Origin of the sequence: Enterococcus sp. 12C11_DIV0727, assembly GCF_002148425.2 — a bacterium.
Classification (GTDB): Bacteria; Bacillota; Bacilli; order Lactobacillales; family Enterococcaceae; genus Enterococcus_L; species Enterococcus_L lemimoniae.
On record NZ_CP147248.1, the window covers coordinates 102,085 to 125,041 of the forward strand.

Here is a 22,957-nt window from a genome sequence, read left to right on the forward strand (position 1 = left end):
TAGTCAACGATTTTATTATATATTAGCTAATTCACTAAACAAAAGGGTAAAGAAAGAAGTTGTATCAGCGTAGGACGAAAGAAAATAGACAATAGAAAACAAAGGAGAGGATAAACAATGCTATTATTTCCCGAAATTGATCGAAAAAAAACAAAAAGAAAGGTTCATGATTTATTAAATGCCTATCGTGCCTTGGTTCGAATTGCTGGCGAAAAACATGCCCCAAAATTAACAGCCTCCTATACGTTTGAACTGAATAATGTTGAAACAGAATTTACTCGCAAGACCGAACAATTAGTTGACCGGAAACAGCTTGCCGAAATGGAACTGATCAAGATAGTAAATGCTATGAATCAATTGGATGCTTACGATCGGCAATTATTACACGATAAATACATGGATCGCAACTTTACAACAAATATTGCAATCTACATGAAGCATCATATGAGCGAAAGCAAATTTTACCGGGAGCTGGACAAAGCAATGATTCGCTTTGCAGAATCATATGAGAGTGGGCAATTATTGATAGAAAAGTGACAATTTCTTGGGAGAGTTTTAGTAGGTTGCTTGCTTTAAAATAGACTAAACTATCATTGTACCGCTAGTTAAAAAGTGTTCAATTATTAAAGAGAAAAGACATGTAATTTGAACTAACGGGTACAGTAATTAAAAACAAATAATTAAAGAAAAAAGGTGGTAATTATGAAGATGTTTGCTTATTTAGATCGTTTTTTAGTAGACGCTGATCATAAAGCAATTTATGTTTTAACGTTGATTTGCATAGCAATGATCATCGATTTTTTAAGTGGCAGCTTAGCTGCAAAAATCAATCCAAATATTGATTTTTTAAGTAAAGTAGGAATCAATGGAATTTTAAGAAAAGTGGCGAGTATGGTTTTGTTGATGTTTTTTATTCCCTTAGCACCATTGATTCCAGGTGGAGCAGGTGTGGGACTGATTTATGTTTTATATGTCGGTTATCTGCTGATGGAATTGAAATCGATTCTTGAGAACTATAAAAAGATGGGGATCGGAACAGAACTTTTTGAAGAATTTATCAAAAATATCAAAAGTGGCAAAGAAGATGAATAAGGAGATGTGACCTCTTTGATTCACAACAAAAAATGAAACTGATGGCAGAGGTCCCTGCTGCAGTTTCATTTTTTAGTTTGTTTATTTTTTTCTTGCCTTCAGTGAACGGAATAAAGTTAACCCTAAAGCAGTTAAACATAAGATAAAAGAACCCAAGAAAGTAATTCTCATTCCAAAAATAAAAATATCAGGTCGTTCACTAATGAAGGTGGTTACACGTTGACCATAAACGGCACTCATTGCATTATATAGAATCGTGGTAGCTAAGGCGATCCCTAAGACCATTCCTAGATTACGAGCAAAAGAGTTCATACTTCCAGCCACACCTAGATCCTCTTTTGCAACACTACTCATGACAGTTGTATTGTTAGGTGATTGGAATAACGCATTTCCTAATCCCATAATCCCAGTTGCTAAAATATAGTACCAAACTGGTGTTCCTTGATTCAAAAACATGTACATCAAAGAAGTTACCGACAATAAAAATAAGCCAGAAAAAGTCAAAAGCTTCGTCCCGATTTTATCTGTTAAAAAGCCGCTGATTGGTGAACCTACAACCATCAGCAAAGGAAAGACCATCATCAATAAGCCGGCTTTACTTGCTGGTAATCCTCGAGCATTTTGTAAATAAAACGGAATCACGACATTGACGAAAAAGTTTGATGAAAAAATTAAAACAGCAGTGATCAAACTCATCGTAAAGACTTTGTTTTTAAAGATTGAAAATGTAATCAACGGTTGACTAACTCGTTTTTCGACTCTAATAAAAATAATCAATGATAATAGTGCGAAAATAAATAACACCATAGATAAAAGCGCATTGAAGCCAATTTCTTGACCGATAAAGATTGCGCCAAAAAAAGTCATGATAAATACAGCGAATAAACTAAAACCGACCATATCCACTTTTTTACCACTTTTAATAATATCTCTCGGTAAAAATTTCTCCCCAATCAAAATCGTAATGATCCCAACAGGAACATTGATCCAAAAAATATAAGGCCATGAAAATTGTGAAAGAATCAACCCACCGATTCCTGGTCCCGCAATAGATCCAAGGGAAACGAAGGCGCCAATCGAGCCTAATGCTCGACCACGTTCTTTAAAAGGAAAAACTTCTGTAATAATTCCTGAGTTGGTCGCCATAGTCATGCTGGAGCCGATTCCTTGAACGATTCGGGCAAAAAGCAGAAAGCCCAGTGACTGATTGAATCCGCATAATAATGAACCAATCGTAAAAATGATCGTTCCGATTCGGTATACTTTGATCTTACCAAAACTGTCTCCAATTTTGCCAAAAAGTAGCAAGCAAGCACAAACAATCATTAAATAGATTGAAACGATCCATTCTGACTGATTCATAGGTACGTTCATATCTTTTGAAATCGTCGGCAACGCTATATTGACGATGCTGGCATCTAGCGTGGACATAAAAGTAAACATAGCCACAGAAACTAAAATCCACCAGCGGTTTTTTTGTACAATAGGATTTTCTTGAAAACTATTCACTGATTCCATATCTTCATCTCCTTAAAAAATGTAAACAGTCCGCTATTATCATACTCCTTTTTTTGAAAAAATGTCAGTGCCAAAAATAGTTTTAACTAATTTTTTCAAGATGAATGTTCATTGATTTGTTTAATCAAGGCTAAATACAAGCAAAACTTGCCCTGTTTATTTTTAACTTCTGTTACAATAAATTAAGAATAACTGTACTAAAATGTGTGATTTTTTGTTATACTTTTTAAGTGAAGTCAATCAATGGAAAAGTTAAATCTGTCTTAGTATTGATTTTCAGTGAATTAAAACAGTTTATCGATTCAAGCAAAGAATGAACTACTTTTTTGTAATGAGTGTTATAAAGGGTCAAATAGAAGAAGTATGGATATTTAGGAACATAGATTTCTAGTCGGCTGCACAAATCAATCTTTTCAAAATAAGATCAACTAAAGTTAGCTGTTCTTTTATCTTATTTTCAAAGAATCAATTGTTTTGTTACGCTTTTAAATCAAGGAGGATATTATGGCTACGAAACATGATCAAATATTAAAGTACATCGAAGGCTTGCCGATTGGTGATCGGATTTCAGTTCGAAGCATCGCCAAAAATCTTGGTGTTAGTGAAGGAACGGCCTATCGCGCAATTAAAGATGCAGAAAATATCGGTTTGGTTTCAACGATCCAACGTGTGGGGACGATCCGGATTGAACGAAAGTTAAAAAAGCATATTGAGAAACTAACATTTGGCGAAGTGGTTCGTATCATCGAAGGAGATGTGTTAGGCGGCTCAGCAGGATTAGACAAAGTGTTGAATAAGTTTGTGATCGGTGCGATGACAGAAAATGCGATGACGCGCTACATAACACCTGGTTCATTGATGATCGTGGGAAATCGTCAAGGCGTGCAAAAATTAGCTTTAGAAAATGGTGCGGCAGTGTTGATCACTGGTGGCTTTGATACCGAAAGTGAAATTGCAGAACTAGCAGATGAACTGGAAATGCCAGTACTTAGAACAACTTATGATACGTTTACAGTTGCAACAATGATCAACCGAGCATTGAGTGATCAATTAATCAAAAAAGATATTATGTTGGTCAGCGATATTTACACGACATTAGAGAAAACAAATTATCTGTTTTCTACAAATACGATTGCTGATTATCAAAAGCTATCTGAAAAAACACATCATTCTCGTTTTCCTGTAGTTAATAAGAGTTTGCGCTTAGTCGGAATAGTCACTGCAAAAGATGTTTTGGGTAAAACGGAAACTTTGACGATGGATAAAGTGATGACTAAAGATCCGATCGTTGTCAAAAAAATGATGAGTGTTGCTAGTGTCAGTCACCAAATGATTTGGGATGGTTTAGAAGTAATGCCGGTTGTGGAAGATGATTTATCTTTAGTCGGTTTTGTCTCTAGACAAGATGTGATGAAGGCGATGCAACTAGTACAAAGACAGCCACAGATCGCTGATACGATTTCAGATCAAATATCTGGAGAAGTAATGCCAGTAGAAGAAGGCGGTAAAGCAACAGATTCTCAATTTAAATTCACGGTTGCACCTCAAATGGTCAATAGTGTGGGGACGATTTCATTTGGTGTACTTAGTGAAATCATTGCTAATGTAACGCAGCGTACGATGATCACCAATCAAAGAAGAAATGTGTTGATTGAACAGATGAGCTTGCATTATTTGCGTTTGATCCAATTAGAAAGTGAATTAGATATTCGCCCAAGAGTCTTAGAAATCGGGCGACGCTCAGCTAAGTTAGACATTGAAATTTATTTAGAGAATGCACTTGTAGCGAAAGCAATTGTAGTTTGTCAAGTAATGGAGCGAACCTAGGAGGAAGTTACAATGGAAGTTGTCAAAGAAATTTTAGCAAAAATTAAAACCTATCAAACAATCCTGATTCATCGTCACCAAAGACCTGATCCAGATGCGATTGGTTCACAAGTTGGTTTAGCAGAAATATTGAGAGCTAGTTTTCCAGATAAAATGATTTACCAAGTTGGTGGACCAGTTGAAGGATTAGAATTTTTAGCCGAAATGGATGAAGTATCTGATGAGACGTATCATAACGCCTTGGTTATTGTGACGGATACAGCTAATTCACCAAGAATTAGTGATGAACGTTATCATTTAGGGGCAGAATTGATCAAGATCGATCATCACCCAAATGATGAACCCTATGGCGATGTAGTCTGGGTCAATACTAAAGCTAGTAGTTGTAGTGAAATCATTGCTGATTTTTATACGCTCAATCAAGAGGAACTGACCATGAGCGATGAGGCAGCTCGTTTGTTGTATGCTGGAATTATTGGCGATACCGGTCGTTTTTTATATCCCGCAACAACCCCTCATACCTTAGAAGTAGCAGCCAACCTGATGACGTATGATTTTAATGCAGCCGAATTAAATCGGGAATTAGAACAAATTCCGATGAGTGTAGCCAAATTAGCTGGATATGTTTATCAAAATATTGTAGTAGATGAGTTTGGAGCAGCCAGTGTTAAACTGCCGCAAACATTGCTTAAAGAATATGGGATCGTTGATTCAGAAACGGCTGCAATCGTTTCATTACCTGGTGTAATCGATGAAGTCTTAGCCTGGGGAATCTTTGTCGAACAGCCGGAAGGGTATTACCGTGTACGTTTGCGTTCAAAAGGACCTGTCATTAATGAGCTAGCTAAGAAGCATCATGGCGGTGGTCATCCGTTGGCTAGTGGTGCAAATGCTAAAGACTTGGATGAAGTAGCTGAAATTTATCAAGAAATTCAACAATTGTGCAAAGCCTGTAAAAAATAACGTTTGAAAGCATTTACATTTTCCGTAACATCCATTATACTAAAGCTAGTTTAATAGCGGATAGTAATTGTTTATAACAAGCTAAACCTGATTGTACCAAATAACTTTATTTGGTGTAGTTGGGTTTTTTTCTTTTTTAACTGATAAAACGCTTACTAGCTGTTTAATTAAAAATAAGGAATAGTACGGAGGAGAAGGTGTTATGAAATTGAAAAAAATGGTTGTTGGTATGGCGTTATTTTCAATGGTCTTAGTCGGGTGCAGCAATGGGACTGCAAAAGAAGAAAAGAAAGCTGACACAAAAGAAAAAGATAATTTGCAAGTCGTAATTTACCTTGCTCGACATGGTAAAACAATGTTAAACACTGTGGATCGTTCCCAAGGTTGGATCGATGCACCATTGACACCGGCTGGCGTTGAAGTGGCGGAGCAGTTAGGTAAAGGGCTGTCTGATGTTACTTTTGATAAAGTCGTGACAAGTGATAGTGGACGAGCAATCGAAACGGCTGAGTTAGTCTTGCAAAATAATGGTCAAGAAAAAATGATGAAGGAAATGACGAAAGACAAACGTTTAAGAGAATATAATTTTGGGACGTATGAAGGCTTGATGAACGAAGAAATGCTGACAGCAGTGGCAAAAGAACAAGGAAAAACATATGAAGAATACAATGAGTGGATGAAAGAAGTCGGTTTTTATAAAGGCATCATCGAATTTGCCGATGTGTTATCTGATTTAGATAAGAAAAATGTGGAAGAAGGCTTGAATTGGCCAGCAGAAGATAGTAAAACAATCGTCACTCGTTTAAAAGCTGGATTAGATGATATTGTGAAGGATGCTGAAAAAGAAGGAGCGAACAATGTTTTAGTCGTTTCTCATGGCATGAGCATTATTACGTTATTAGGTGAATTAGATGCCAATGCTGACTTGCCTGATGGCGGATTGAAAAATGCGAGTGTGTCAAAGGTAACCTATAAAGACGGAAAATACACGATCGATAGTGCCAATGATCTTTCTTACGTAGAAAAAGGCAAAGAAAGCAAATAAATTCAATTAAATTTACTATTTGTAAATATAATAGTTCTTTTATTTCGTTTAGAAGTACGCTAAAATGAAGTGATAACACTTTAAAAGAGAACGATAATGAAGGAGAATTTAAATGGAAAATTTACCAAGTTGCCCTGAATGTGGCTCAACATATACTTATGAGGATCGTGGCATGATGATTTGTCCAGAATGCGCACATGAATGGTCGGCAACAGATGCTACAGAAGAGACAGCAGCTGTTATTAAGGATTCAAATGGCAATGTGTTAGCAGATGGTGATAACGTCACAGTTATTAAAGATCTAAAAGTCAAAGGGGCAAGTGGTGCAATCAAACAAGGAACGAAAGTGAAAGGCATTCGTTTAGTGATTGATGCGGCAGATGGCCATAATATCGATTGTAAAGTTGATGGGTTTGGTCCGATGAAATTGAAATCTGAGTTTGTAAAAAAAATATAATTATCACTATTTTCAAAGAGAACGTAGAAAGATCATTTAGATTTTTTTACGTTTTTTTTTTCGAGGCTTGACTTTATTCTGAACAACTGATATATTTTTTTGGATAAAATCGTACTCATTACGTTTTATGATTGTTTAATCGAAAGGAAAAAGAGTATGAAAGTATAAAAATAGTTCCATATAAAGACAGAGCTTTGTTGTTTATATAAAATAGGTACATCATAAAATTATATCTTGAAAGTAAATTTGTGTTATGTAATAATTGATAATGAGAATCGTTCTCAATTAAAGGAGGAGTTTTTATGGAAACATATGAAAATTGGTGGCAAGAAGGAAGTCACGGAGATCAAGAAATGGAAAATAGTCACTATGAAGGTTGGCAAAACGTAATTGATTTAATTGACAAAAAGGATATACAGAATAGAACTATTTTAGATTTTGGATGTAATCAAGGTGGTTTTTTGCGACATTTACATGATCGAATTCCATTTAGTAATGCTTATGGAGTGGACTTGGCAAAAAAAGCAATTGAAGTAGCAAAAAGTCGAGTGGCAGACTACCCAATCCATTATATCAACACAGACGATGTCACAACTTTAGACACAAAGTTTGATACTGTAATTAGTACATCTGTTTTATACTTAATCGAAGATTTAGATTCACATTTCGAGAAAATATCAGCTGTTTTAAAAGACGAAGGCGTTTACTACGCTTCATTTTCTGACCAATCCAAAAATCCTAGTATGGAATATATGAAGGAAAAAATAGATAAATATGGCGCAACCAAAATGCAGAATAAGACGTTGACAGAAGTTGTAGACAGTCTTGTAAAGCAAGGCTTTTCAGTAGAATTGATAAAAGAATATAGAGAACCAATCTATCAAGTTACACATTACAGAGAATTTTACCTATCAGTGGATGATTATATTTTGTCTTGTGAGAATTCTTACTTGATTAAAGCTACAAAAAAAGGAGAAAAGCAATGAAGAAAAGAGTTAAAATGATAGGTCTATTGGTAGGGTTAGTCTGTCTAGTTGGTTGTACGGCTACAACTGATAAAAATAACGACAATCAAGCACTAAAAACGGTTAATATTGCTATATCCAATGAAGGGAAAGCAGATTTATTAGATGCCACATCTTATGATGCAGCTATGGCATTATATGGAGCAGTGTATGAGCCACTGATTGAGTATGCAGGGAAAGGTGAATTCAAAGCTGGATTGTCCGAATCGTGGGATATTTCTGAGGATGGGAAAAAATATACGTTTCATTTAAAAAAGAATAGCAAGTTCTCTGATGGAAGTAAAGTAGACGCTGAAGCAGTGAAATTTACGATTGAGCGCGCGAAATATAATAATGAAACAACCTCATTACAAACTTTAACAAATCTTGAAAAAATCACGGTAATTGATGAAAATACAGTCGAGATGCTATTTACGAAAGTATCGAATCAAGTTCTCTCAGAGTTGTGTCAAACACGACCACTAAGAATTATGAGCCCAAATGCGGTAGAGAATCAGAAAATTGATGGAGAGTTTAAAAAAGCAATTGGTTCTGGACCCTTTGTCGTGGAAGAAAGCTCAGACGAGCAGACGGTAATGAAAGCCAATCCATATTTTAACCATGAAACCCCAGTCAACTATAATGTAACATTTCAGACAATTGAAGATGGTAGCTCTCGCTCATTAGCGCTTAAAAGTGGTGAAATAGATATTGCTGGAGGGACATTAGGGGATATTACTGATAGTGACATTTCCTCTTTAAAAAAGGATAAAAAATACAATGTTCATGAATTTACTGGAACGATGTCACATTTTTTAGCCTTTAATCCAGATAATTCTCAGCTAAGTGCCACCATTCGTAATGGGATAGAAGCAGCGATCAACAAATCTGAGCTATCTGATAAAAAGTTAGCCGGATTATTTCGCGAGAATGTACAATATGTAACGGAAGAAAATCAGCACAAGACTTCGTATGATTTAGATAAAGCAAAAGAAATTTTTGAAAGCCAAGGTTATAAGCTCAATCAAAATAACTATTATGAGAAAGGAAATGAGACGCTACAATTTACCTTAGTCATACAAACAACTGAATTTCCCGAATGGAAAGAAAAGGCAGAAGTTATTGAAAGCGAACTTAAAAATGCTGGTGTTAAGTTAAATATTCAGATTTTAGATAAAGAAAGCTATTATGATGTTTTATGGAAAACTAAAAAATATGATTTGATTTTTTATCGAACGTATACAGATGCGCTGCTTCCATATAACTTTTTGAACTCATTATTTCAAAACCAAGCAGGAACGCACGGTGTTTTGGCAAATGATGAAAAACTGACTAATTTATTAAATGATTACGCAACAACCAACGATAAAGAAAAACAACAAGACATTTTTAATAACATTTTTGCTCGTCTATCTGAAGAAACTCTAGCAATACCAATTGAATACAAGGATGAAAACTTTGTAACATCTGAAAAAATTTCTACATTTGAGTATTCAGGTTTATCGGATGCGCCGATTGATTTCAAGAGATTAGCGGTGAACTAAATGTCTACGCACATTTTTTTGAAGAAAACCCTACGGTTACTTATAAGTATGTTGCTCTTTACCTTTATACTTTATGGATTACTTTATTTGTCAACAGGTGACCCGGCATTAAGTGTGCTAAGAAAACTTGGCGTTCAAACCTTATCACCCGAAGTAATTATAGAAACGCGAACAAGACTTGGGATAGAGGGTAATTTTTTTGATCAATACGTCCACTGGTTGCTAAATACTCTAAGAGGTGATTTAGGTCATTCATTTATGAATAATCTTCCTGTGAAAACATTACTTCTAGAAAAATTCTTCGTTACTTTTAGATTAATGAGTAGTTCTTTTATTCTTTGTATTGTTCTTTCGCTTTTAATTGGTGGAGTTATTGGGAATAGTTCGTCATATCAGTGGACGAAACAGATATTTTCGATTTTGTTATCTTTTCCAATTTATTGGTTAGCAATTTTAGCTATCTTTATTTTTGGTGTTCAGCTGAATTGGTTTCCCTTTGTTGGCAGTCGCTCTATTCGTCATTTTATTCTACCTGTTTTAGTTATTAGTTTTGCTGAAGGGAGTTATTTAACAAAAATGGTCAGCGATTTAGTTGCGACTGTGGCTAAGAGTGAACGGCAAGTTTTGGCCAAATTTAGAGGGATCAAGTGGTACTACCGGTATTATTACCAGTTGAATGAGCTATTTGTAGCATTAATATCTCTGTATGGAACAAGTTTGGTTCACTTGTTTGGTAGCTGTGTGATGATAGAAATTATTTTTAGTATTTCTGGATTTGGAAAGCTACTGATGGATGCTATTTCAACTCGGGATTATCCGGTCATTCAAGGAATCACTTTAGTTGTTGCCTGTGGAACATTTATACTAAATTACTTGATTGATCTTGCTATTCAAAAAGTAGATAGCAGAGTCGTTATAGATCAAGGAGGGAAAGAATGAAAAGGATTGTTCAATTAATCTGTTTTATCAGTGTTAGTCTAGTTGTCTTTTTGAATTTAAAAAATCCTTACCTGATTGATAAAGAGTGTCGCTTACAAGGAATCAGTTGGCAACATTGGTTTGGAACAGATTATTTAGGTAGAGATTTGTTTAGTCGCGTTATTTATGGGTGTTTTTATTCATTGAGTATCGCTCTTCTGGTTCTAATTGGCATTGTTCTAATCAGTCTCCTCTTAGGTGGTAGTGCAGGCTTGATTGGTGGGTTTATTGATTCGTTTATTACAATAGTTGCGGACATGATGATAAGTATTCCCTCGATGATTCTTGCTCTCGTTTTTGCAGGTCTTTTTTCTAATTCGATTTTCACTGTAATGGCAGCTTTAATTATCAGTGGCTCAGGAAAATATATTCGTTACATTCGAAATTTAGTGTTGAATATAAAAACGGAAGAGTTTGTTCTTCTAGCACCATTAAGAGGTTCATTTACATTTCATACGTTGTTTTATCATATTTTACCTAATTTAGTGGTAGAATTAATGTCTTTGTTTACGACGGATTTAGGTAAAATACTGATAAGTATTTCTGGTTTGTCCTTTCTAGGTATCGGCATACAGCCACCAACACCTGAACTTGGTACAATTCTTTTTGATGGGAAAGCTTACTTTTTCGTTGCACCTTGGGTTTTTATTTTTCCTGGTATTTTGTTAAGCGGCATTGTTATACTAACGCAGAGAATCAGCAAAAAGATCAATCAAAAATGGGGTGTAGTTTATGATTGAATTAATCGACTGTTCTGCTTTTTTGAAAAATCAAGAAATAGTAAAAGGAATTTCTTTAAAAATTCCCAAAGGAGCATTTTTTACAATTATTGGAGAAAGTGGTGGGGGGAAAACCCTTTTGAGTCGGATGATCTTGAATTTACTGCCTGCTAATTTTCACGTAACGGGTAAAATTAAGGCAAATAGAGAAAAAATGGATTTGGTTTTACAGGATCCAATAGGCAGTATGCAAAGGAATATACCGATACGAACCCAGCTGCATCAACTATTAAAATCAAAAGGAGTAGAAAATAAAACAGTTAGGCAAGTGCGAATTGAGCAACTTTTAAAGTGGGTTGGTTTTGATTCGGTTGATTCTATTTTAGATAAACGCACATTTGAGTTGAGTGGTGGTATGTGTCAAAGAGTTGCTATTGCCAGTGCGTTACTTACCGAACCCGAGATTTTGATAGTAGATGAACCAACAAGCGCGCTAGATGAAGTAAGTCAGAAAATGATTTTGGCTCTTTTGTGGAAGATTTACCAAGAAAAAAACTTAACAATTATTTTTATTACGCATGATCTGACCATCGTCAAAGAATTTAGCACACATGTAGGTATTATGAAAGATGGGCAGCTTATCGAGGTTGGAGAGACCCAGCAAGTTATTAGCAATCCTAGTGCAAAGTACACGAAGGAGTTGATTCAGATATTTGAATAAGAATTCTAGTTTATTAAAGATTGATAAATTAAGCAAAACCTATAAAGAACAAGTTATTTTTCAAAATCTTGACCTTGTCATAAATCAGGGTGAGTGGGTAGGTGTCATAGGAAAAAATGGTTCGGGGAAATCCACATTGACTAAAATTATTTTAGGATTGGAAACATATTCTGAAGGGGAAATTTATTTAAACGGACAAAAGCAAGAGCAATATGAGTTGCGTCAATGGATGCAAAATATCCAATTGGTCGCTCAATATACGCGAAATGCACTTGATCCTACCAAAAAAATCGAAAAAATCCTTCAGGAACCATTGCGAAAATTTAGATTAGTAGATAAATCAAATGAAAATTTACGTATTAAGCAAGTTTTAGATGACTGTCATTTGCCAAAATCATTATTAACAAAGCGCCCTAGAGAACTTAGCGGTGGTCAATATCAGCGAGTTTGTATTGCATTGTCGTTATTAGTAAAACCTAAGTTACTGATTTGTGATGAGGCAACAGCAAGTTTGGATAAAATCAATGAATTGAGAATTATTCATTTACTAAAAAAACAGCAGGAAATGAGTGTACTTTTTATTTCTCATAATAAAAAGTTAGTAAATGAATGTTGTGATAATACATTTTTGTTAGAACATTAGTGCAAAACTAATGAGTGGTTTTATCGATTGATAATACTAAAAAAATTAAGAAAAAAATCTAGAAAAGTGGTAACTGTTAGTGGAGTAATAACTACATTTTAATTTCATTTAATACGGTAGTATCATTGAATAGTATCTGTGTGATAGTCTTAATTGTAGCAAGGAGCTACTGTAAAAGATAATGAAGAATTATAATAAAAAATAAGTGCAAGACAAAAGTAAAAACTACTTTTGTCTTGCACTTAAAAATCGAATAAATGCTTTTATTCCTTCCTCAAGACCCTCTATATTAGTTCTTTAATTAGATTCTTCCCGAAAAGACTTGACTCTCTTTACACCTCTCCATAGATTGAGGATTGCCAACACAGCACCTAAAATAAGTGGAATCCACAGTATTTCTGGTGCATAACCTAATTTTCCTAGTTGTGCAGTAGCATGACTCTCTTCTAAAGTCCACAAACCTTGTAATACTTGGAAACTAAACGCCATCATAAATGTTGCAATCAATAAAAGGACAAAACCAATATAGTGAACAGTACTCTTTTTTCTAATGAAGGCAAATACGATATATAAAAAGAGTAGAAAAATGGGAACGCCAAAAGCAAAGTATGGATTTAACATAATAAAACCTCCGTATTTAAAAGTTGCTGCCAGATTATTGGGGAATTTGATTGTTGAAGCGCTATAATTCAATCATACTGCAATTTTTCTGATTTGCAAAATATATTTTTTGCTAAAGGAGTGACTATTTTAAATGACAAAGTGTCTATTTTTTACTAAACTAAAGTAGAAGGGGGAGTGTTTTATGTCAGCCTATGCTGCACCAATCAAAACAGCCTTGATCGTATTTCCATTTTTAGCTTTTGCCATTTCATTTATTCTTGTTATTCGTGAATATCGGAAATACGGTACTTTTTTATTTAGGCGAGCGCTTATTTTGTATTCATTTGTTTTCTATTTACTCTGTGCATATTTTTTGGTCATTTTACCATTGCCGCCTCGAGCTGAGGTAGCGCAATATACGAGCCAAATGTTAGAATTGCGGCCGTTTTATTTTGTTAACCGTTTTATGCAAGAGACGGTCTTGAATATTCATGATCCAAGTACCTTTATCCCAGCGTTAAGGCAAGGCGTCGTGTTGGAGCCGGTTTTCAACGTTCTGTTGCTCGTTCCTTTTGGGGTGTATTTACGTTATTATTACAAACTTTCATTCAAAAAAGTAGTTCTCGCTAGTTTTCTCTTGTCGCTGTTTTTTGAGTTAACGCAGTTGAGCGGATTGTATTTTATTTATCCTAGACCTTATCGGTTAGCGGACGTGAATGATTTGATCAATAATACGTTTGGTGGAATTGTCGGTTATGCGATTACACCGATGTTGACCTTTTTATTTCCAACAAGAGACGAGTTGGATGAAGCCGCCTATGAAAAAGGGCAATCCGTTAGTTTATTTCGGCGTTTTGTGGCTTTTTTGATCGATTGGTTTGTGATTTCGATCGTGCAAGCATTTGGGATGTTTATGCTCAATTTAATCCCAGAATACAAACAATGGTTTGTAGGATATCCTGCATTAGAAGGAAGAATCTGGTTTTTCGCTATGGTATTTGTAGTGTTTATGTTGCTACCTAAACTGACGAATGGGGAAACAATCGGCAAGAAAGTCGTGCGTATTCAAGTTGTAGAAGAAGGGCATGAAAAAATTCGTTTTCGCGCTTTATTTATTCGGTATGGTTATTTGTATGTTGTTTATGGTTTGATCAGTTCTTACATGACGAGTTCAGCTGATTTGCTCAATTCTAGTAATCGAATGTTGCAGTTAGTGAGTTTTATGTTGTTTCTATTTTGCTCGTTCCTGTTATTACTATTTTTCATTAATGTTCTGTATGTATTGATTAGAAAGAAGCGTCGATTATTTTATGAAAAAGCGAGCCATACCTATACGATCAGCACGATAAAAAGAGAGAAAAATGTAGAAAATCAATAAGGAATCGCAGTTTTTGTGGTATAATGCATGAGGACTTACACAACAAGTTTGAAAGAGGTGAGGTAAATGAGTTCATTTAAACAATTTCAGTTCAACGATTTTATCATGGAAGCACTAGCGGATAAAGGGTTTGAACGACCAACAGAAGTACAAGAAAAATTGATCCCAGTGATTAAAAAAGGCAAAAGTGTCATCGGTCAATCCCAAACAGGAAGCGGCAAGACCCATACATTTTTATTACCATTGATGAATAAAGTTAACCCTCAATTAGATGAGGTACAAATCTTGATCACGGCACCAAGTCGTGAGTTAGCAAATCAAATTTATCAAGAAGCGATTCAAATCGCAAAATTCAGTCAACCTGAAATGCGTGTGACAAATTTTGTTGGCGGTACAGATAAACAACGTCAAATCGCAAAATTAAAGAACCAACAACCTCATGTGGTGATTGGAACGCCAGGTCGTATTTTAGATTTGATGAATGAACAAGCTTTAAAAGCCCATACTGCTTTTGCGTTTGTCGTTGATGAAGCGGATATGACATTGGATATGGGTTTTTTAGAAGAAGTCGATCAGATTGCTGGACGTTTGCCAGATAAGCTGCAAATGTTGGTTTTCTCTGCGACAATTCCTGAAAAATTAAAACCATTTTTGAAGAAGTATATGGAAAACCCTATTATTGAACATATCAAACCTAAAAATATCATCTCAGAAACGATTGATAACTGGTTGATTTCAACAAAAGGGAAAGATAAAAATCGTCTGATTTACCAATTATTGACGATTGGACATCCATATCTTGTGATTGTCTTTGCCAACACCAAACAACGGGTGGACGAAATTACGGATTACTTGAAAGATCAAGGGTTAAAAGTGGCTAAGATCCATGGTGATATTTCACCTAGAGAACGTAAACGTGTGATGCGTCAAGTGCAAGACTTAGAATTTCAATATGTTGTGGCGACAGATTTAGCGGCACGCGGTATTGATATCGAAGGGGTGTCGCATGTTATCAATGCGGAAGTACCAAGTGACTTGGATTTCTTTATTCACCGTGTTGGTAGAACTGGCCGAAATGGCTTAGATGGAACAGCAATCACTCTTTATTCACCAGCAGATGAAGAAGCAATTTCTGAAGTGGAAGATCTAGGAATCAAATTCCAACCGAAAGAAATCAAAAATGGTGAATTAGTTGACACGTATGATCGTAATCGTCGTACGAAACGTGAAAAATCAAAAGATGCATTAGAAGACCCTACCTTGATTGGTTTAGTGAAAAAGAAAAAGAAAAAAATCAAACCTGGTTACAAGAAGAAAATCGAGTGGGCGATTTCAGCAAGTAATAAACAAAAACGTAAAGTTGAACGCCGTCAACAGACACGGACAGCTAAAAAATCTAAGAAAAATAGTTATAAATAAAAATAAGGGTGTGGGACAAAAGTAAAAAGTACTTTTGTTTCACACGCTAAATATGAATAAACGGTGGGAGCAGAAGCAACCCCTTCTTATTTCTCGGGGTTAAACACTCCTGTCCCAACCTCTTATTTTTTTGATCATTTCAACACATAATAGGCCATCTTCTAAATATTCCTCAGAATTTACATAATAATTCAACGCTTCATAAAAAGTCAATGCCGTCTTTTCTGCGGAGAGCGTACTGAATAGATAACCCTCTTTTACAGCCGTTTCTTCTAATAATAAAAGTAACTGTTTTCCAATTCCTTGTCCTCGATACTCTTTTCTTACACAAAAGCGATCAGGTTGAATGGTCTGTTCGTCTTTTTTCTGATAACGAATCGTAGCGATGGCGAGTGAGTTTTCATACACAACAAAATAATTGCGATCATTTGTGTCAAGCTCGTCAAATTCATCTTGTAAGGCAATTCCTTGTTCTAAAACAAAAACTTCATATCGTAAAATAAATGCTGCTGCTTGGTGCCAAACTTCATTGCCAAAATGAGTATGCATAGCAACCCTCCAGATAATTTTCTTAGTGAAAGATCCATTCAGTGGTATACTTAATCATAGCAGATAGTTTAAAGGTCATCTAGCGTTAGTGGCTGGCTCGGCGTTTAAAATACGAGGAGGGTTTGATTTGGACCTATTTGAACAAAGTGAATGGGCAAATTGGAAGAATTTAAATGATAATGAAAAAATCGTTTTATTACAGCAATTATTGATGTATTTTGTACCACCAACAATTGAAGTCAGTACGATTGAATTAGTCAATTTTGAATTATATGGCATCAAATGTCGGACCTTTGAATTAGAGTTGGATGGTGAACTGTTTGTCTTTATTCCAGGAAATAGTGAGGCAATCCTTGGCTGGGATTTAGGGGCAGAAGGGTTACGTGCCCATGAATTACTGGGATTTGATGTGGAAAATCTAGAGAAAAACACGTTTAAAACAACACTGACAAACGAAGTGATCGATTCTGCTACTGAGTGGATTGAAGCAGAAACATCCTATGATTTAACATCTTTAGAAGGAATTTCTGAATATATAAACCAACAGACAACAGATTTGAGGAAAGTCAAAATACCGGCGATGTTTGTTCAAAAATATGCACTACCTGCCTGCACTGAATTTCTAGGCATTTTTGATACTGTTACAGGGACATTTGAAGGTGAGATCGAACAATTTGTTGCGTTTGAAAATCAGATTTGTGAAAAGCTGTTTCCTACATTGTCGGCTGCTGAAAGTCTGAGCTGGACATTTCCACAATCCCTTTTAGAAAAAAATAAATTCTATCTAGAGTTTTTGCCTGAATCTGATTACTATTTTGTATATAGCCACTCTGACTATACTCATGATGAATTGACGTTAGCACTAAAAAGAACGGGTTTCGGTTTATTATCAGAAGATCAATGGGAGTTTGCTGTTGGTGCAGGAACTCGTCGCTTATTTCGTTGGGGGAATGAGTTATTGATTCAGGAAAATGAATCTGGCCGTCAAATCAAAAGTAAGATGGACGGGGGAAATATGTTTGGTCTAGTCGTTGACACACAAAAAAATCGCTATGAGTTAACAACTGATCCAACTGCATTAAAATTAGCTAAACAAATTTTGCCACGAAATACATTGATTGAAGAAATGTTACCGTTATCGACTTATTTTAGTCCAAATCATGCGGTCTTACCTGAACAAAAGCTAAGTCCTACTGATTATTTATATCGAAAAGTTATCCGGATTGAAAATTAAATAGAAAACATTGACATTTTTTTGAAGATTCCTTATACTTTATAAGGAAACTAAAGGATATGATTCATTTTTTCGTGTTTACAGAAAGTTCTTCATTGCTGAAAGAAGGATAACACAATAATGGAATTGCTCCCTTTAAGTCATTTTGGTAGAAATATCAACGCCACTCAGCGTTAGCGAGTTTAAGAGGTAATGAATGTTTCAAGCGACTTCATTGCAAACAAGGTGGTACCGCGATTTTTCGTCCTTGTATTGCAGTGAAGGCCGCTTTTTTTGTTGCACAAGATCAACTAATTAGTGAAGAAAGTAGGAATAAAACCATGAAACAACTATCAAGTAGCCAAGTTCGTCAAATGTACTTAGACTTTTTCAAATCAAAAGGACACTCAATTGAGCCAAGTGCATCTTTAGTACCTGTCAATGATCCAACGTTATTATGGATCAACTCGGGTGTTGCCACATTGAAAAAATATTTTGATGGATCTGTGGTTCCAGAAAACCTAAGAATCACCAATGCTCAAAAATCAATCCGTACCAACGATATCGAAAATGTTGGAAAAACGGCTCGTCACCATACCATGTTTGAAATGTTAGGAAATTTTTCGATCGGAGATTATTTTAAAACGGAAGCAATCCACTGGGCTTGGGAATTTTTGACTTCACCTGACTGGATGGCTTTTGACCCTGAAAAATTATATGTAACAGTTTATCCAAAAGATACAGAAGCAAAACGAATCTGGCATGAAGAAATTGGGCTAAAGATGGATCATATCATTGATATTGAAGACAACTTCTGGGATCTTGGTGCTGGTCCATGTGGTCCAGATTCAGAGATTTTCTATGATCGTGGGGAGTCTTTCAATGATGTTGCTGAAGACGATCCAGAAAACTATCCTGGTGGCGAAAATGAGCGTTATTTAGAAATTTGGAACTTAGTGTTTTCTGAATTTAACCACCAAGCAGATGATAGTTATGAACCATTACCACATAAAAACATTGATACGGGAATGGGCTTAGAGCGGATGGTGTCGATCGTTCAAAATGCACCAACGAACTTTGAAACAGATTTATTTATGCCAATTATCCATGCTGTTGAAAAATTAAGTGGACAAGTTACTTATGGTCAATCACCACAAACAGATATTTCATTTAAAGTGATCGCTGATCATATTCGTGCCTTATCATTTGCAATCGGGGATGGTGCGTTACCTTCAAACGAAGGTCGTGGCTACGTTTTACGTCGTTTATTGCGCCGTGCTGTTATGCATGGGAAAAAATTAGGGATTAATGAAGCCTTTTTATACAAATTAGTGCCAGTTGTAGGAGAAGTAATGGTAAGTTACTATCCAGAAGTTTTACAACAAAAGGAATTTATTGAAAAAGTCGTTCGTACAGAAGAAGAACGTTTCCATGAAACAATCAATGAAGGATTAGATATTTTAAATGAATTGATCGTCAAAGTAAAAGCAGATAATCAAGACACTTTAAACGGGAAAGACATCTTTAAACTATACGATACCTATGGTTTCCCAGTCGAATTGACGGAAGAAGTAGCAGAAGATTCAGACTTGAAAGTCGATCATGCTGGCTTTGAAAAAGAAATGGAAGCCCAAAGAGAACGTGCTCGTTCAGCTCGTAGCAAAGCCACTTCAATGGGCGTTCAATCTGCCGTTTTAACAGATATCAAAGTTGAAAGTAAATTTGTTGGTTATAGTCAATTGGACGCAACTAGCAAATTATTGATTATTTTAAAAGATGATGAAATTCTAAGTGAACTTTCAGAGGGTACTGCACAATTGATTTTTTCTGAAACACCTTTCTATGCTGAAATGGGTGGTCAAGTAGCGGATCACGGAACAATCAAGGATCAAGATGGAACGATTGTCGCTCATGTAGAAAATGTGTTAAAAGCACCAAATGGTCAATTTTTACACACTGTTCAAGTGACTGGCACATTAACAGAAGGGGCTGTCTATGAATTGTATGTGGATGAAAAAATGCGCAATCGCATTTTGAAAAACCATACAGCAACTCATTTATTGCACCGTGCCTTAAAAGATATTTTAGGAGATCATGCCAATCAAGCAGGTTCATTAGTAGCTCCTGGACATTTACGTTTTGACTTCACTCACTTTGGACAAGTAACAGCAGAAGAATTAGTCCAAATGGAAGCAATCGTCAATGAAAAAATCTGGAAAGCCATTCCTGTTGAGACGGTGGAAACAGATATCGATACCGCGAAGAACATGGGTGCCATGGCGTTGTTTGGTGAGAAATATGGGAAAGAAGTTCGGGTTGTGAATATCGGTGGTTATTCAATCGAGCTTTGTGGTGGAACCCATGTGAAAAATACGGAAGATATTGGTATTTTCAAAATAGTGTCTGAATCTGGAATCGGTGCAGGTGTCCGTCGGATCGAAGCTGTGACAAGCAAAGAAGCGTATGAGTTAATGAACGAAGAAGAGCAACAACTAAAAACAATTGCAGGAATCGTTAAATCACCTCAACTGAAAGAAGTTGTTTCAAAAACAGAACAATTGCAACAACAATTACGCGATTTACAAAAAGAAAATGAACAACTTGCTGGGAAATTAGCTAATCAACAAGCAGGAGACATTTTCAAAGAAATCAAAGAAATCAATGGCACAACTTACATTGCTGCACAAGTCAATGTAAAAGATATGAATCAATTACGTCAATTAGCGGATCAATGGAAACAAAAAGAACTTTCTGATGTGTTGGTTTTAGCAACAGCGCAAGAGGAAAAAGTTAGCTTGTTAGCAGCAATGTCAAAAGCAGCTAATGAGAAAGGCTTAAAAGCAGGCGATTTGATCAAAACAATTGCACCAAAAGTTGGCGGCGGCGGCGGTGGTCGTCCCGATATGGCACAAGCTGGCGGTAAAAATCCTGCTGGAATCGATGATGCTTTAACGGAAGTTGCCAATTGGTTAGCAAAATAGAAGACAAAAAGAACCTTAATTTACAGAAACGTATATAAAAATAGAGACCAAGATGAAACGAATGTCCCGTTTTATTTTGGTCTCTATTTTTGTGTGTTGAAGTGCTAATTCTTTCTTTTTTTTATTTTATTGTTAGATTTAAATTAGTAACACTCAGAAATATTTAATGAAACGAGTATAACTTTAGAAATTTATTTGGCTTTCTTTTGAAAAAAATAGTGTGATTAGGACATATCTAAGAACTAAAGCTCAAAAAATTAAAGGATTTGGAAATAAGAGCTGACTAGAGACTAATGTCCTACCCTCTTTTTACTTCCCATAAAATTGAATTCTTCGCTTTAAGAGAGGAGAGAATTGGATGGCTAAACCTAAAAGTCCGATAGAGCTTTTTGAAACAGGTGAAAATTTCTATAGCCAACATTATTTTGGCGTTCATCAAATGCAGCAAGGAGAACAAACTGGTTTTATTTTTAGAGTTTGGGCACCAAATGCTCAAGCAGTTTGGCTAGTTGGAGACTTTAATGAGTGGGAGCATTCATTACCACTACTAAAGGATGAACATTTTGGTGCCTGGGAAATTTTTACACCATTACCAAAAGTAGGTGATTTTTATAAATTTTTGGTCAAACAAGCAGATGGCAGAGAGGTCTACAAAATCGATCCTTTTGCGACTGCATTTGAAAAGCGTCCAAATAATGCAGCTGTGATCCAAATGATGCCTGAAAGAAAATGGCGTGATAAAGTATGGCAAAACAGTGCCAAACAATCCGGCAAGCTTAACCAACCGTTAACAATTTATGAAGTTCATGCCAGTTCATGGGCCTGTGAAGAAGATGGTACGCCATATTCCTTTAAACAACTTCAAGAAACCTTGATTCCTTATGTGAAAGAGCTAGGTTTCACACATATCGAATTTATGCCGTTGATGGAGCATCCTCTGGCTGAGTCTTGGGGCTACCAGTTGACTGGCTATTTTGCTCTTTGCTCAGCGTATGGAACACTTGATGAGTTTCAACAGTTCGTGGAGACCTGTCATTTAAATGGTATAGGCGTTTTAGTTGATTGGGTGCCAGGGCATTTTTGCATTAATGATGATGGACTTGCCAAATATGATGGATCGCCACAATTTGAATATCAAGATCCTGTTAAAGCTAAAAATATTCGTTGGGGTTCGCTAAATTTTGATCTAAGTAAACCTCAAGTTCAAAGTTTTTTGATTTCAAGTGCCTTATATTGGATCGAAATAGCTCATATTGATGGGATTCGGGTTGATGCAGTTTCGAATATGTTGTATCTAGATTATGATGAAGGGCCATTTTCATTAAATGATGACGGTAGTAATCGTAATTGGCCTGGTTATTACTTTTTAGAAAAGCTGAATGCGGTAATCAAACAAGCACATCCGAATGTGATCATGATTGCGGAAGAAAGTTCCTCTGAGACAAAAATCACAGGCACTATTGGAAATGGTGCGTTAGGATTTGACTATAAATGGGACTTGGGTTGGATGAATGATACCCTGTGTTTTTATGAAATGGATGCAGCCTTTCGCAAGTACCATTTTCGTTTAATTACTTTTTCTTTTATGTATATGCGAAAGGAAAATTATATTCTACCTTTATCGCACGATGAGGTTGTTCATGGTAAACGAAGCTTATTGCATAAAATGTGGGGCGATCGCTATAAGCAATTTGCTCAACTACGAAATCTTTATGTTTACATGATGACTCATCCAGGGAAAAAATTACTATTTATGGGTAGTGAGTGGGGTCAATTTCTGGAATGGAAATCCACTGAAAGCCTAGAATGGATTGATCTAGATGATCAAATGAACCGCAGCATGCAGGCCTTTACAAAGGCACTTACTTTATTTTATCAGAAAGAAAAAGCGCTTTGGGAGCTAGAACATACACCTGAAACAATCGAAATCATCGATGCTGATAATAACGAAGAAACCGTATTGAGTTTTATCCGTAAAGGCAAAAACCAAAGCGATTTTTTAATCGTTGTTTTAAATTTTTCACCAATCGAAAGACAAAATTTTTCAATAGGTGTCCCATTTTCTGGTATATATGAAGAGGTCTTCAACACTGAGATAAAAGAATATGGTGGTACTTGGACTGCGTTGAATCAAGCCTGCCAAGCAAGCTCAGAACCGTTTAAACATTTTCCTTATCGTATTCAAACGATTGTTCCAGCACTGGGAGCAATTATTTTAAAACCAAAAGAATTTGATCTAAAAAGAAAATAAGCTGATCGAATAACACATAGTTTTGAAAGGAGGCAGGGTGGCATGTCACCCG

20 protein-coding genes are annotated in these 22,957 nt (G+C 35.8%); 17 read left to right on the forward strand and 3 right to left on the reverse strand.

The window, feature by feature from the left end; genetic code table 11:
* Window positions 1-117 precede the first annotated feature (117 nt).
* Together A5866_RS00525 and A5866_RS00530 are read left to right on the forward strand one after the other, a co-directional pair.
* Complete coding sequence (locus A5866_RS00525) at window positions 118-537, forward strand: ArpU family phage packaging/lysis transcriptional regulator (RefSeq protein ID WP_086444677.1); 420 nt, start codon at window positions 118-120, stop codon at window positions 535-537.
* A gap of 171 nt (window positions 538-708) precedes the next feature.
* A complete protein-coding gene (locus A5866_RS00530) occupies window positions 709-1,092 on the forward strand; it encodes a phage holin family protein (protein WP_086281730.1) in 384 nt (127 codons plus the stop codon).
* An 81-nt stretch (window positions 1,093-1,173) separates the two neighbouring features.
* Here A5866_RS00530 and A5866_RS00535 read toward each other — a convergent pair whose 3' ends face one another.
* Window positions 1,174-2,610, reverse strand: coding sequence for an MFS transporter (locus A5866_RS00535; RefSeq protein WP_086281702.1), 1,437 nt, complete (start codon window positions 2,608-2,610; stop codon window positions 1,174-1,176).
* A gap of 504 nt (window positions 2,611-3,114) precedes the next feature.
* Here A5866_RS00535 and A5866_RS00540 point away from each other — a divergent pair.
* The 10 genes from A5866_RS00540 (at window position 3,115) to A5866_RS00585 (ending at window position 12,511) form a co-directional block, all read left to right on the forward strand.
* Window positions 3,115-4,437 carry a DRTGG domain-containing protein gene (locus tag A5866_RS00540; RefSeq protein ID WP_086281701.1) on the forward strand — a complete coding sequence of 441 codons (1,323 nt, stop codon included), beginning with the start codon at window positions 3,115-3,117 and terminating at the stop codon, window positions 4,435-4,437.
* Window positions 4,438-4,449: 12 nt separating this feature from the next.
* Window positions 4,450-5,400 carry a DHH family phosphoesterase gene (locus A5866_RS00545; RefSeq protein ID WP_086444676.1) on the forward strand — a complete coding sequence of 317 codons (951 nt, stop codon included), beginning with the start codon at window positions 4,450-4,452 and terminating at the stop codon, window positions 5,398-5,400.
* A 202-nt stretch (window positions 5,401-5,602) separates the two neighbouring features.
* Window positions 5,603-6,445, forward strand: a complete 843-nt coding sequence (locus A5866_RS00550; RefSeq protein ID WP_086444675.1) for a histidine phosphatase family protein — start codon at window positions 5,603-5,605, stop codon at window positions 6,443-6,445.
* A 112-nt stretch (window positions 6,446-6,557) separates the two neighbouring features.
* Window positions 6,558-6,902, forward strand: coding sequence for a zinc ribbon domain-containing protein YjdM (locus A5866_RS00555; protein WP_086281698.1), 345 nt, complete (start codon window positions 6,558-6,560; stop codon window positions 6,900-6,902).
* A gap of 302 nt (window positions 6,903-7,204) precedes the next feature.
* Window positions 7,205-7,888 carry a class I SAM-dependent methyltransferase gene (locus tag A5866_RS00560; RefSeq protein WP_086444674.1) on the forward strand — a complete coding sequence of 228 codons (684 nt, stop codon included), beginning with the start codon at window positions 7,205-7,207 and terminating at the stop codon, window positions 7,886-7,888.
* On the forward strand, window positions 7,885-9,450 hold the full coding sequence (locus tag A5866_RS00565; RefSeq protein ID WP_086281696.1) for an ABC transporter substrate-binding protein: 1,566 nt from the start codon (window positions 7,885-7,887) through the stop codon (window positions 9,448-9,450). The genes A5866_RS00560 and A5866_RS00565 overlap by 4 nt, the downstream gene beginning before the upstream one ends.
* Entirely contained in the window at window positions 9,451-10,389 is a 939-nt protein-coding gene (locus A5866_RS00570) for an ABC transporter permease (RefSeq protein ID WP_086281695.1), read from the forward strand. It begins immediately after the preceding gene.
* Window positions 10,386-11,168 carry an ABC transporter permease gene (locus tag A5866_RS00575; protein ID WP_086281694.1) on the forward strand — a complete coding sequence of 261 codons (783 nt, stop codon included), beginning with the start codon at window positions 10,386-10,388 and terminating at the stop codon, window positions 11,166-11,168. The genes A5866_RS00570 and A5866_RS00575 overlap by 4 nt, the downstream gene beginning before the upstream one ends.
* The gene (locus A5866_RS00580) at window positions 11,161-11,868 is read left to right on the forward strand and encodes an ATP-binding cassette domain-containing protein (protein WP_086281693.1); all 708 of its coding nucleotides are present in this window, start codon (window positions 11,161-11,163) and stop codon (window positions 11,866-11,868) included. The genes A5866_RS00575 and A5866_RS00580 overlap by 8 nt, the downstream gene beginning before the upstream one ends.
* A complete protein-coding gene (locus tag A5866_RS00585) occupies window positions 11,861-12,511 on the forward strand; it encodes an ABC transporter ATP-binding protein (protein WP_086444673.1) in 651 nt (216 codons plus the stop codon). Before A5866_RS00580 ends, A5866_RS00585 begins: the two co-directional genes overlap by 8 nt.
* Window positions 12,512-12,808: 297 nt before the next feature.
* On the opposite strand, the gene A5866_RS00590 is transcribed toward A5866_RS00585, so the two are convergent.
* On the reverse strand, window positions 12,809-13,132 hold the full coding sequence (locus A5866_RS00590; RefSeq protein ID WP_086281691.1) for a hypothetical protein: 324 nt from the start codon (window positions 13,130-13,132) through the stop codon (window positions 12,809-12,811).
* Window positions 13,133-13,316: 184 nt separating this feature from the next.
* Here A5866_RS00590 and A5866_RS00595 point away from each other — a divergent pair, with 184 nt between their 5' ends.
* Together A5866_RS00595 and A5866_RS00600 are read left to right on the forward strand one after the other, a co-directional pair.
* The gene (locus A5866_RS00595; protein ID WP_086444672.1) at window positions 13,317-14,492 is read left to right on the forward strand and encodes a VanZ family protein; all 1,176 of its coding nucleotides are present in this window, start codon (window positions 13,317-13,319) and stop codon (window positions 14,490-14,492) included.
* A 66-nt stretch (window positions 14,493-14,558) separates the two neighbouring features.
* The gene (locus tag A5866_RS00600) at window positions 14,559-15,911 is read left to right on the forward strand and encodes a DEAD/DEAH box helicase (RefSeq protein ID WP_086281689.1); all 1,353 of its coding nucleotides are present in this window, start codon (window positions 14,559-14,561) and stop codon (window positions 15,909-15,911) included.
* Between the two features lie 99 nt (window positions 15,912-16,010).
* On the opposite strand, the gene A5866_RS00605 is transcribed toward A5866_RS00600, so the two are convergent.
* Window positions 16,011-16,460: a GNAT family N-acetyltransferase gene (locus tag A5866_RS00605; RefSeq protein WP_086444671.1), complete on the reverse strand. Its 450-nt coding sequence runs from the start codon at window positions 16,458-16,460 to the stop codon at window positions 16,011-16,013.
* Between the two features lie 127 nt (window positions 16,461-16,587).
* Here A5866_RS00605 and A5866_RS00610 point away from each other — a divergent pair, with 127 nt between their 5' ends.
* From A5866_RS00610 to glgB, 3 genes are all read left to right on the forward strand, one after another.
* A complete protein-coding gene (locus A5866_RS00610; protein WP_086444670.1) occupies window positions 16,588-17,694 on the forward strand; it encodes a DUF7278 family profilin-like fold-containing protein in 1,107 nt (368 codons plus the stop codon).
* 320 nt (window positions 17,695-18,014) lie between these two features.
* Window positions 18,015-20,654: an alanine--tRNA ligase gene (alaS, locus tag A5866_RS00615; RefSeq protein WP_086445531.1), complete on the forward strand. Its 2,640-nt coding sequence runs from the start codon at window positions 18,015-18,017 to the stop codon at window positions 20,652-20,654.
* A 358-nt stretch (window positions 20,655-21,012) separates the two neighbouring features.
* Window positions 21,013-22,905, forward strand: coding sequence for a 1,4-alpha-glucan branching protein GlgB (gene glgB, locus A5866_RS00620; protein WP_086444669.1), 1,893 nt, complete (start codon window positions 21,013-21,015; stop codon window positions 22,903-22,905).
* Window positions 22,906-22,957: the final 52 nt, after the last annotated feature.